The 9632-nt window shown below is 70.6% G+C and carries 13 protein-coding genes; 9 read left to right on the top strand and 4 right to left on the bottom strand.

Annotated elements, in window-relative coordinates; translation table 11 throughout:
• The 3 genes from IY392_RS14595 to IY392_RS14585 all read right to left on the bottom strand — a co-directional run.
• A partial coding sequence (locus IY392_RS14595) for an FtsX-like permease family protein (RefSeq protein WP_228549454.1) occupies nucleotides 1–1355 on the bottom strand: 1355 nt, incomplete at its 3' end.
• On the bottom strand, nucleotides 1355–2122 hold the full coding sequence (locus tag IY392_RS14590) for an ABC transporter ATP-binding protein (RefSeq protein WP_182613062.1): 768 nt from the start codon (nucleotides 2120–2122) through the stop codon (nucleotides 1355–1357). The genes IY392_RS14590 and IY392_RS14595, both read right to left, overlap by 1 nt.
• Nucleotides 2123–2149: 27 nt before the next feature.
• Entirely contained in the window at nucleotides 2150–3160 is a 1011-nt protein-coding gene (locus tag IY392_RS14585; protein ID WP_228549453.1) for a pseudouridine synthase, read from the bottom strand.
• A gap of 271 nt (nucleotides 3161–3431) precedes the next feature.
• Between IY392_RS14585 and IY392_RS14580 the strand changes: the two genes are divergently transcribed.
• The 7 genes from IY392_RS14580 to IY392_RS14550 all read left to right on the top strand — a co-directional run bounded on the left by IY392_RS14580 (nucleotide 3432) and on the right by IY392_RS14550 (nucleotide 7048).
• Entirely contained in the window at nucleotides 3432–4328 is an 897-nt protein-coding gene (locus tag IY392_RS14580; RefSeq protein ID WP_182613060.1) for a universal stress protein, read from the top strand.
• A complete protein-coding gene (locus IY392_RS14575) occupies nucleotides 4325–4612 on the top strand; it encodes a GNAT family N-acetyltransferase (protein ID WP_182613059.1) in 288 nt (95 codons plus the stop codon). The genes IY392_RS14580 and IY392_RS14575 overlap by 4 nt, the downstream gene beginning before the upstream one ends.
• A gap of 162 nt (nucleotides 4613–4774) precedes the next feature.
• A complete protein-coding gene (locus IY392_RS14570) occupies nucleotides 4775–5053 on the top strand; it encodes a GlsB/YeaQ/YmgE family stress response membrane protein (RefSeq protein ID WP_107757507.1) in 279 nt (92 codons plus the stop codon).
• A gap of 117 nt (nucleotides 5054–5170) precedes the next feature.
• Nucleotides 5171–5404, top strand: coding sequence for a hypothetical protein (locus tag IY392_RS14565; protein ID WP_182613058.1), 234 nt, complete (start codon nucleotides 5171–5173; stop codon nucleotides 5402–5404).
• Between the two features lie 80 nt (nucleotides 5405–5484).
• Nucleotides 5485–6087 carry a TetR/AcrR family transcriptional regulator gene (locus IY392_RS14560; RefSeq protein WP_182613057.1) on the top strand — a complete coding sequence of 201 codons (603 nt, stop codon included), beginning with the start codon at nucleotides 5485–5487 and terminating at the stop codon, nucleotides 6085–6087.
• Nucleotides 6084–6884 (top strand): class E sortase, encoded by an 801-nt coding sequence (locus IY392_RS14555; protein ID WP_309230215.1) that lies wholly within the window; start codon nucleotides 6084–6086, stop codon nucleotides 6882–6884. The genes IY392_RS14560 and IY392_RS14555 overlap by 4 nt, the downstream gene beginning before the upstream one ends.
• Complete coding sequence (locus IY392_RS14550) at nucleotides 6884–7048, top strand: hypothetical protein (protein WP_194861598.1); 165 nt, start codon at nucleotides 6884–6886, stop codon at nucleotides 7046–7048. Before IY392_RS14555 ends, IY392_RS14550 begins: the two co-directional genes overlap by 1 nt.
• A 1-nt stretch (nucleotide 7049) precedes the next feature.
• On the opposite strand, the gene IY392_RS14545 is transcribed toward IY392_RS14550, so the two are convergent.
• Nucleotides 7050–7601 (bottom strand): DUF2020 domain-containing protein, encoded by a 552-nt coding sequence (locus IY392_RS14545; RefSeq protein WP_228549452.1) that lies wholly within the window; start codon nucleotides 7599–7601, stop codon nucleotides 7050–7052.
• Nucleotides 7602–7694: 93 nt separating this feature from the next.
• Between IY392_RS14545 and IY392_RS14540 the strand changes: the two genes are divergently transcribed.
• Nucleotides 7695–8318, top strand: a complete 624-nt coding sequence (locus IY392_RS14540; protein WP_194861597.1) for a TetR family transcriptional regulator — start codon at nucleotides 7695–7697, stop codon at nucleotides 8316–8318.
• A 70-nt stretch (nucleotides 8319–8388) separates the two neighbouring features.
• Nucleotides 8389–9264 (top strand): hypothetical protein, encoded by an 876-nt coding sequence (locus IY392_RS14535; RefSeq protein ID WP_194861596.1) that lies wholly within the window; start codon nucleotides 8389–8391, stop codon nucleotides 9262–9264.
• Nucleotides 9265–9632: the final 368 nt, after the last annotated feature.

Below are 9632 nucleotides of genomic sequence, written 5' to 3'. Positions count from 1 at the left end.
GCGCCGACGCCCACGGTGATCGCACCGGTCCTCGTGGTGTCCTGCCAGGTGCCGATCAACGCCAGCATGATGCCGCTGACCACGGCCAGCAGCCCGATGTAGGTCCTCCAGCCACCCCCGGCCTCGGAGGAGGCGGCCCCCACCCGCATGCCCTGGACCGGTGCGACCCGTCCGGCGCGGCGGGCGGGCGCCCACGCGGAGAACACGGTGACGACGAAGCCCAGCACCAACGGGGTGACGACCGACATCGGCGTGAGCGCGAGGCTGCCCGAGGGGATGCCCAGGTCGAAGGCGTCGAGCACCGCGAAGATGACCCTCGCCAGCCCGAACCCGGCGAGCACGCCGATCGCGGAGCCGACCAGACCGGTCAGCGCGGCCTCGGCCAGCACGGACCGGGTGAGCTGGCCCCGGGTCGCGCCGATCGCCCGCAACAGGGCCAGCTCGCGCAACCTCTGCGCCACCAGCATGGAGAAGGTGTTGTAGATGATGAACGTGCCCACGAGGAGCGCGATCAGGCCGAAGGCGACGAAGAAGTAGTTGACGAAGTCCAGGATGGTCGCCAGCTGCGCGGAGAGCCTCTCCTTAACCTCCTCGCCCGTGCTCACCTCGTACTCGGGGAACTCGGCGGCGAGCGTGTCGCGGATCTCCTCCTGGCTCACGCCGGGGACCGCACGGACGGCCACGTTCGTCGCGTTCTCACCGTCGGTGAACAGGGCGCGGGCCTGGGCGGGGGTGAACCCGACCCCGACGTAGCCGCCGACGTCGGTCTCCGAGGAGTAGGCGCCCACGATCGTGACGTCGATCATGCCCTGCGAGGTGGTGTACACCCGAGCGGAGTCCCCGATCGCGAGTCCCGCGTTGTCCAGCACCGACTCGGGGAGGACGACCTCACCGTCCGCGTCCGGGGCCCGTCCGTCCGAGATCCAGCTGCTGCTGCCGACGGCCTGATCGGGCTCGACCCACTCCAGTCCCTCCGACGGGGCGCCGCCCGACTGATAGGGCGTGCCGTCGGCGTTGAACAGCACCACCGTGCCGGTCACGCCCGGGGTGACGGCCTCGACACCCGGCAGCTCGAGGGCGCGCTCGGCGACCTCGAACGGCACCCCGCCACCCCGGGGGTCCTCGGGTTCGATCATCGCGGACAGGTCCTGCGTCCCCTGGTCGAGCAGCCCGTCGAACGTGTTCTTGAGGGTCGAGGTGAACACGAGCGAGCCGGTGACGAACGCCGTACCGAGCACCACGGCGAGGACGGACAGGACCAACCGCAGCTTGTGCGCGGCGATGTTGCGCAGGGACACACGGAGCATGGGCCGGGAATGGCTGGGCGCGCGACCCGCGGCGTGACGGGCGGACATCACCCCTCCTCGAGCGCGCCCATGGCCGCCAGGATCTCATCGGAGGTGGGGTGGGAGAGCTCCCGCACGACCTTGCCGTCGGCGAGCAACAGGACGCGGTCGGCGTAGGTCGCCGCGCGCGGGTCGTGGGTGACGATCACGACGGTCTGCTGGAACTCGTCCGCCGCGCTGCGCAGGATCGACAGCACCTCCGCCGACGAGGTGGAGTCGAGGTTGCCGGTTGGCTCGTCGCCGAACAGGATGTCCGGGCGTCCCACCAGGGCTCGGGCACAGGCGACGCGCTGTTGCTGCCCCCCGGACAGTTCCGAGGGGCGGTGTGAGAGCCGGTCGGCGATCCCCAGCCTCCCGATAACCTCGTCGAACCACTCCCGGTCGATCGAGTGGCCCGCGATGTCCTGGGGGAGTGTGATGTTCTCCTCGGCGGTCAGGGTGGGGACCAGGTTGAAGGACTGGAACACGAATCCGATCCGGTCGCGGCGCAGCGCGGTGAGTTCCTTGTCCGCCAGGCCCACGATCTCGGTGTCGCCCACCCGGACCGAGCCCGAGGTCGGCCGGTCCAGTCCGGCCATGCAGTGCATCAGCGTGGACTTGCCCGATCCGGACGGCCCCATGATCGCCGTGAACCGTCCGCGCTCGAACGAGGCGCTGACGTGGTCGAGCGCGCGGACCTCGGTCTCGCCCTCGCCGTAGGTCATGACGAGGTCGGTGGCGACGGCGGCGAGGTCCGCGCCCTCCGCCCGGTGCTGGGTCTCGGCCTGCGTGGTCATGTGCTCCCCTGGATCGTGGTGGTCGACCTAAAGCATGCAGGAGTTCGGAGCGGGTGCCGATGGGGGATGGCCCCGATCTTTCGCCGGGGTCCTCCCCGACGGCCACTCCTCGAGCGATCTGCGGGTCCGGAACCGGCGAGGGGCCCCGGAGACGGGATCGGTGAACTCGAGCGTCTCCGCGAGCAACTGCAGGGGCCGGGAGAAATCCCCGGGGGTGATCGTCCGCACCCGCGGGTACAGGTCGTCGCCGAGGATCGGTGTCCCGAGGGCGTTCATGTGCACTCGCAGTTGGTGCGTGCGTCCCGTGGTGGGCTCGAGGCGGTACAGGCCGAGCGGGGGACCCGGCTCCCCCTGCCCGGGCTCACGGACGTCGAGCAGGGTGATGCGGGTGTGGGCGTCCGGCGGGCCGTCCACCTCGGCGGCCTGCAGCACCCCGCGCGTCTTGGCGATCCGGCTGGACCGCTCCCGGACGCGCGGCGTCCCGTCCGGGGCCGGGGCCACGGCCAGATAGGTCTTGGCGACCCGCCGGGCGGCGAAGAGGTCCTGATAGGCGGCCCGGAAGGCGGGGTCGACGGTAAACACCAGGACCCCGGCGGTGAGTCTGTCGAGGCGATGCGCCGGCGCCAGGTCCTCCAGCCCGAGGTCGCGGCGGAGCCGCACCAGTGCGGTCTGGGTGACGTGCCCCGCGCGTGGGGTGGTGGCGAGGAAGTGCGGCTTGTCGACGACGACGAGGCGGTCGTCGGTGTACAGGACCTCGATCCCGAAGGGCACCTCCACCTCCGGCTCGGGTGTCCGGTAGGTCCACACGTCCATCCCACGGCGCCGCCGGGTGGTGTCGGTGACGGCCTCACCGTCGGCGGTCACCACCTGCCCGCCGGCGAGGGCCGCCTCGAGCTCGTCGAGACGGTCGGGAAACCTCCGGCGCAGTTCCTCGGGGATGCTGCGGGGCCCCCGTCCGGGGTCGGCGAGCCGGATCCGGACCGGGTCCACGCCGTCACGCAACGGCAGCGGCCTTCGCGGACGTCCGGGATTCATCATGTGCGGAGTCTAGTCGCTGGGTTACACTCACCTCTCGCCACAGGCACCTCACGCGCCACTTGGACGCCAGCTGCCCCGTTCACACCAGGAGCATCCATGATCGACGCCGTTGTCGACTTCTTCCTCTTCGGCCCCGGCCGCGCCTTCCTCCCGGCGTTCCAGGGCAGCTTCAACATGGCCTACCCTGCCAACGCCCCCTTCCCCGACGGGATCTAGGCTCACCCGTCCCGAGAACGCATCGGGGATCCGGACACGGCGGTATCCTCGGGGTATGGCTTCACTCGAGAATTCCGTGATCGTCGGCATCGACGGTTCAGCCGCCTCGACCGGCGCCGTCGCCTACGCAGCCCACACCGCCGCGACCCGGCGGATCCCGCTCGTGCTGGTCACCAGTTACACGATGCCGGCCGCCATGTTCGCCGAGGGCATGGTCCCGCCCCAACCCGTGTACGACGAGTTGGAGAAGGAGTGCCAACCGATCGTCGAGCAGGCCCGGGCCACCGCCCTCAAGGTCGCCCCGGACATCGAGGTCTCGCACGCGATCGTCGAGGGCAACCCCTCGCAGGTCCTGATCGACTACTCCCGCAAGGCCAAGATGGTCGTCCTGGGCTCGCGCGGTCTCGGCGGGATCAAGGGGATGGTCCTCGGCTCGGTCTCGGCATCGGTGGCCAGCCACGCGTTCTGCCCGGTCGTGGTGACCCGCGAGGACACCGACGACCTCGACCGCACAGGTCCTGTCGTGGTGGGCGTCGACGGGTCGGAGGTCAGCGCCAAGGCCACCTCGTGGGCGTTCGCCGAGGCGTCCGCGCGTGACACCACGCTGATCGCGGTGCACACCTGGATGGATCCGCAGGTCCAGGCCGCCGCAGCGGGGATCGCGCTGACCGACGACGACTGGCGGCAGCTCGAGGAACAACAGCTGGAGACCCTGTCCGAGCGGCTCGCCGGATTCTCGGACCGCTACCCCGATGTCAGAGTGGAGCGGGTCGTCACCCGCGATCGTGCGGTCCGGGCCCTGGTGGAGCAGGCCGAGGACGCCCAGCTCGTCGTCGTCGGATCCCACGGGCGGGGCGGATTCACGGGCATGGTCCTCGGCTCGACCAGCCGGGCGCTGCTGCAGGCGTCGCCCTGCCCGGTGATGGTCGTGCGTCCGGAGTCGCACTCGTGAGCGCTGGCGAGGATGTCCGGGTGAGGCGCGACCCCGCCGCCGGCCGCTTCGAGATCGTGGTCGACGGCGTGGTGGCGGGTTTCGCGGACTACAGCGACGCGGACGGCGTCAGGACGTTTCCGCACACCGTGGTCGATCCCGAGTTCGGCGGCCGCGGTCTGGCCGGTCGGATGATCGGGGAGGCACTGGAGGCCACCCGCGACGAGGGACTGCGCGTTCGCCCCGCCTGCGCGTTCGTCGAGCGGTACGTCGAGAAGCACCCGGAGTCGGCGGATCTCGCCTGAGGATCCTGCTCACATGACACCTGAGGCGCGGGTGAGTAACGAATAAGCGACGATTAACCCCACAGACGGTCCCACCGGAGGCGTTCCGGGAGCAGACGTGTTCTCCTGTGAGGGCGGCCCACGCCTGGGCCGCGTACGACTCTCGGGAAAGGACACACCACCATGCTGTGGAGCATCATCTCCTGGATCATCGTCGGTGGCCTCGCAGGCTGGATCGCCTCCATGATCATGGGCAAGAACGCCCAGATGGGCCTGGTCGCCAACGTCCTCGCAGGTGTGGTCGGCGCGTTCGTCGTCGGCCTCCTCGTCTCACTCGTCAGCGAGGGCGGCGGGATGCCGGAGGCCTTCTCGATCTGGGGCTTCGTCGCCGCGATCGTAGGCGCGTGCCTGGTCATCTGGCTCGTCTCTCTGGTCAGGGGCCGCGGACGCACCCGCGTCTGACGACGCACTGACACAGGAGACGCACGACCTCCGGACGAGTCCGAACGGCCCGGCCCCGCACGACAGGGCCGGGCCGTTCGTCTCCTCACCCGCGAGCACCTGACGAAAGGACCGGACATGGGCCTGATCGACAAGATCAAGAACATCGGCAGGAACCCCGCCACGCTCAACTCGGCCGTCGCGAAGACCGGGGACTACCTGAACGACAAGGTCGGCGGCGCGAACAAGAGACAACAGAACACCGGAGCCGACGGCCCGGACAGTAGCCCGGCCCACGACCCAGCAGACGTGCAGGCCGACGACACCGTCACGGGTGACCGCCCTCCCGCCGGGGGACAGCCCCCGGCGTGAACCGGGCCATCGGGGCCGGTGTCGCCTGACACGGCACCGGTCCCGCCGGGACCGCGGTGCCAGCCGATAGTCTGTCACCTGTGACGAGCGCACGGTCGACCAAACCCGGACCGCGGGAGCGGCTCCTGGCCACGTCGACTCGTCTGTTCTCCACCGACGGGATCCGGGCGGTCGGCATCGACCGGATTCTCAGAGAGGCCAAGGTCGCCAAGGCCAGCCTCTACAACACATACGGCTCCAAGGACGAGTTGGTCGTGGCGTACCTCAGAGCCATGGCCGATCGGGACCGCGCCCTGTGGCAGCGACGGGCGGACGCCGCGCCCGATTCGCGAGGGCGCATCCTCGCACTGTTCGACCTCGTCCGCGAGCGTGTGGAGCCGGCGACCCCCGGGTCGTGTCACCTCGCCGCCGCCATCGAGTTCCCCAGCCCCTGCACCGACGGTGAGCGCGCCATCCGGGAGGCGGTGACCGACCAGCGGGCGTGGGTCGCGTCCACGCTCCGCTCCGAGCTCGCCGGCATGGGACTCGAGGACCCCGACAACATCGCCGACCTGGCGGATCGGTTGGCGATCCTCCATGACGGCTCCGTCACGGCGGCCATGCTCGGCGAGGTGGAGACCTCGGCGATGACGGCACGCAGCATGGCCGAGCTGATCCTGGGGATGGTCACGGAACCGTCGTGAGGCGCGCGGCGGGTGTGCTGGGAGAGGTGCTGGTGACGCTCGGCGTCGTGCTGGCACTCTTCGTGGTCTACCAGGTGTGGTGGACGGATCTGGACGCGGCGCGCGCCCAGTCCGCCGCCGACGCCGACCTGGACCGGCGGTGGGACACGACGGACAACCCACGGATGCGCGGCCGGGTCGCGGAGGACGGGGACCCGGCACCGTCCGGCCTCGCGGACGGGACCGCGTTCGCCCGCATGTACATCCCGGCGTTCGGCTCCGACTACCGGTTCGCCGTGGTCTCCGGGACCAGCGACGCGGCTCTGGAGACCGGGCCCGGGCACTACACCGGGACACAGGGCCCGGGGGAACCCGGCAACTTCGCCGTCGCCGGTCACCGGGTGGGCCGTGGCTCGCCGTTCAACGATCTCGACGCCCTTCGCTCCTGCGACGCCCTGGTGTACGCCACCGCGGACAGGTGGCTGATCTACCGCGTGCTGCCCGTCGACGCCCCGGATCCCGACTCGGCCCGCGAGCAGGCCGCCGAATGTCTGCCCGCAGACCTCGCCGACCGCGCGACGTCAGGGAGATACGAGGGGCTGTCCGGGATGTCGGTGGTGCGACCGGAGGACGTGTGGGTGATCGACGCGGTGCCCGGACGCACCGAGCCCCCCTCCCCCGAGCTGCTGCCGCTGACGACGCTCACCACGTGCCATCCGCAGTTCTCGGCCGCGGAGCGGCTCGTCGTGCACGCCGTGCTCGAACGAAGTGAGCCGCGGGTGGCCGGCGAGGTCCCCGTCGAGTTGGGGGGCCGGTGATGTACGCCCGCCTCTACCGCGGCCTGCCCGGCCCGACGCCGGTCCGGATCGTGCTGCTCGTCGCGCTTCTCGCGGCGGCGGTGCTGCTCCTCATGGAAGTGGTGTTCCCCGCGGTCGAGTCACTCATGCCGTACTCGCACGTCGCCGTCGACCCGGCAACCTGAGTCAGTCGGCCACGCGGGGCGCGACGAGTTCGGCCACCCGCTGCACCTTGACCGACTGCTCCTGCGTGGACTGCACCGCCAGGACCTGAGTGCCTCGGGCCAGGACCACCAGAGCGCCCCCCGGGCCACCGGTTCGCCCACCGGTCCACCCACCCTCGACGTCCGAGCGCTCGGACTCACCGACCGGTGCCGAGCCGTCCACCAGCTCGGTGGCCCGCTCCTCGGACGCGACCGAATACACGGTCGTCGTCAGCTGGACCGCCCCGTCCGCCCCGTAGAAGAAGCAGGCAGCGGGATCCACGCGGTCATCGATCCGCACGTCGGTGGCCAGCTCGCCGTTGAGCCTCGACGCCTCATCGATGGACAAGTACGGGCACTGCTCACGTGTCACGGGTTCGACCTGGGGGATCTCCGGCTCGCTGGTCTCCGGCGGCGCGGTCCGGATGGTCCCCATCTCCGGTGCCGGCTCGCCGTCGCCACCGCCGCACCCCGCCGACACACCGAGCAGGACGACGGCCGTCGGGGCGAGGAAAGTCGTGGCGGCGATACGCATGATGCCCAGGATAGGACCCGACCCCCTGGGTAAGGTCATCACCACCGAACGGAGACGACCCACACGCACCGACGACCGACGGGGAGGCGCCACATGTCCGGCCCATCCACGCACGGACAAGGCGCCGACCGCGTCGGGAGACGCCGCCGCGAGCTGCGCGAGACCATCTCCTCCGTCGCACTGGACCTCGCCCTCGAACGGGGACTCGACGCGGTGACGGTGGACCAGATCGCCAAGGCCGCCAACGTCTCCCGCCGCACGTTCTTCAACTACTTCCCGTCCAAGGCCGCCGCGTGCATCCCGGACGCTTTCCCCCCGGACCGCGACGCGGTGCGCCTGTTCCTCACCGACCGGTCCGTGTCCACGATGACCGCACTCACCCGGCTGTTGTGGCTGCAGGTCTCCATGGCCCGGCAGGAGACCCCTCTGTTCAACCGGTTCCACGACATGTGGCGGCAGGAACCGGGAATCCGCACCGAGGTGTACGCGATCCTGTCGCGCACCGAGGAGGAACTGGCCGCGCTGGTGGCCCGCAGAGAGGGCAGCGAGCCCGGGTCCGTGGAGGCAGCCACCGTCGCGGCGGCCTCGATCGCGATCGTCCGGGTGGCGGTCGAGCAGTGGCGCACCGACGAGTCGCCGACTCTGCTGGAGGACCGGATCAGAGAGTCGTTCGACGCCGTCATCCGAGCGACCGAGATCGTGCCCGGCGAGACCTGAACCCGCGCGGACGGGTGTTCGCGGACCGGTCGGGAGCCTCCATCGAGCCACGACATCGTAGGATCGGTCCATGCGATCGCAGCGACCCCGCACCGCCCCGGGGGGACGAGTCGCCCTCGCGTCGGCGGCGTCTGCCGCGGTGCTGGCAGTCGCGGGGTGCTCCGCGTCCGGCGTCGGGGGTAACGGCGAGACGGGTCCACCCCGGATCTCGCCGGCGCCACAGCCCGAGGTCGCCGCCGCGATGGTCGAGGGACGCCCCGCCCCCGACGACCGGTTGAACGCCTGCGAGCTCCTCGATCTGCCGACCGATGAGCTGATCGAGCTCACCGGTGCCGACATGCCCGAGATCGAGCCCATCGGCTCCGGTGACCTGGGCCTGATCTGCACCTATGGCGGCCCGGGGTCGCCGGAGTTGTACGAGATGCAGCAGTCGGAGGCGACCACCGACGAGGGAGAGGAGGCCGACGGGACCGACGACGACACCGCCGACGCCGTCACCACCACCGCGGAGGTCAAGCCCATGCCCACGACCTCGCCCGCGGCCCCCCGGACCGCCGCCGCGGACCGGGACGAGATTCCCGATACCTTCGCCGCCGGGGTCGTCAAGCCGCGTGGTGGGCCCCAGGCCGCACTCCGAGGACAGCCCGCACTGCTGGGGGTGCGATACGCGTGCTCGGAGATCCGCGGAGATGAGTCGGCCTCGATCGAGGACGCTCCGCCGGGCGCCCCCGAGGCCCCCGCGCCGGTGCTCCCCGAACTCGGCACCGCGTACATCGACTGCGCGGCGGCCCCCACCGGCGGCGGCGTCGAGGTCCACACGATCCTCATCGCGGACAACGATCTGTGGCACCTCACGCTGATCAGCCCGGAGACGCCCCGATCGGCCGACGCCGAGGCGCGAGCGCTCGAGGGTCTGCACAGGGTCGCCGAGCACATCCTCGACTGACTCTCTAGCGGAAATCGGGAACGGCGCCGGAGCCCCTCAGCATCCGACGCCGTTCCCATTCAACGGACTGCGCATCGCGCCTTCCGGTTTCCTCGCGCGCCCCGGAAGGCGGCGGGCCGACACCCCCCCAGGTGCCCCGGTAATGAAACCGGCCCCTCAGTGTGAAGTAACAGCCCCTCATCCGTTCTTCACCTCGCCACCGCCCCCCCCCGGCCGGTGACTGGTCGAACTCTATGTTGCACTCGTTCCACTGGCAAGCCCATGAACTGCAGTTCTACTGTTGACTTCTGGTCAGTAACGGGAGCCGGCGGGCTCACCTGCGGTTTTGTGAACACTGTTACCAACAAACGATGGAACCAACCCTCTCC

The sequence above is a fragment of the Dietzia sp. SYD-A1 genome, from assembly GCF_015356725.1.
Taxonomy (GTDB): Bacteria; Actinomycetota; Actinomycetes; order Mycobacteriales; family Mycobacteriaceae; genus Dietzia.
The sequence above is the reverse complement of the archived record's forward strand: the minus strand, read 5'-3'. Positions and strand labels throughout refer to the sequence as shown.